The organism is Spiroplasma endosymbiont of Lariophagus distinguendus (assembly GCF_023846195.1).
GTDB lineage: Bacteria > Bacillota_I > Bacilli_A > Mycoplasmatales > VBWQ01 > Spiroplasma_E.
Genome location: NZ_JALMUW010000132.1, coordinates 1 through 986 on the forward strand (window position 1 = coordinate 1; position 986 = coordinate 986).

The 986-nt window shown below is 20.0% G+C and carries 1 protein-coding gene; it reads right to left on the reverse strand.

Features of this window, described 5'->3' with window-relative positions; genetic code table 4:
• Window positions 1-46: 46 nt before the first annotated feature.
• The gene (locus tag M0D11_RS06080; protein ID WP_252321028.1) at window positions 47-844 is read right to left on the reverse strand and encodes a hypothetical protein; all 798 of its coding nucleotides are present in this window, start codon (window positions 842-844) and stop codon (window positions 47-49) included.
• Window positions 845-986 lie beyond the last annotated feature (142 nt).

Below are 986 nucleotides of genomic sequence, written 5' to 3' on the forward strand. Positions count from 1 at the left end.
ATTAATTTTAAAGATATAAAGATATTGCGATGGCAATATCTTATTTTTACATTTGTGGTGACTTTTGTTGATATCCACTTGTTGAAGGTTGATTTTGTAAATCTGTTGAATTTATTGATTCTCCAATACCTTCATCACTATCTTCTGTTAAATTAATACTTTCTCAAATTTCATATTTTTTATCTTCTAAAATAAGACTTTTTCTAATCATATCTGTCCATGAACTTTTAATAACATCTGATAATAATACTAAATTTTGGTTTTTTAGTTTATCTTGATTTTTTTTACAAAATTGAATTATTTCTTGGATTCATAGTTTATAACTATCGCCATCTATTATCTTTTTACTATTGCTATTCATGGTAAACTTATAATCTTTCGTTGTCATCATCATTGAAGAATTTAAACCTAATTGATTACTTTTTAAATATTTATCAATTATCAATAAATGAAATTTATTTTCATTTTCTTTTACAATTCTTGATTGCATTAAAAATTGTTCTTGTTCTGTCATTAAAGACAGTTTTTTGATAAAATCTTTAGTAATTTGTAATCTAACATTAAAATTTTTAATTTTGCCATCTACCACTATTTTTTCTCTCTCTAATGTTTTACATTTTTGTAACTTATTCTTTAATGTTGCTTTACAATAAAGTTTTACAATTGATAATTTTTTATTTTCTAAATCTTCAATTATTTTTTGATATTTTTCAAATTCTTCAATATATTTTCTTTCTAAATATTGAAATTCATTACCTATGTTGATTAATTTTTTGAATTCTTGTTCATAATTTTCAAATTCTTTACTTTTTAATAAAAAAGTAACTGTTTTTTCTGTATTCATATATTTTTATACCTTTTGATTCTTTCTTTCAATTTTATAAAAACTCATTAACTTTGAATTAAAGTTAATGAGTTAAAAACTAATATTTAGTTCTTCTTTTTTTAACAAATTTTATAAATTAAGCAATCTTTTTTTAAAAAAA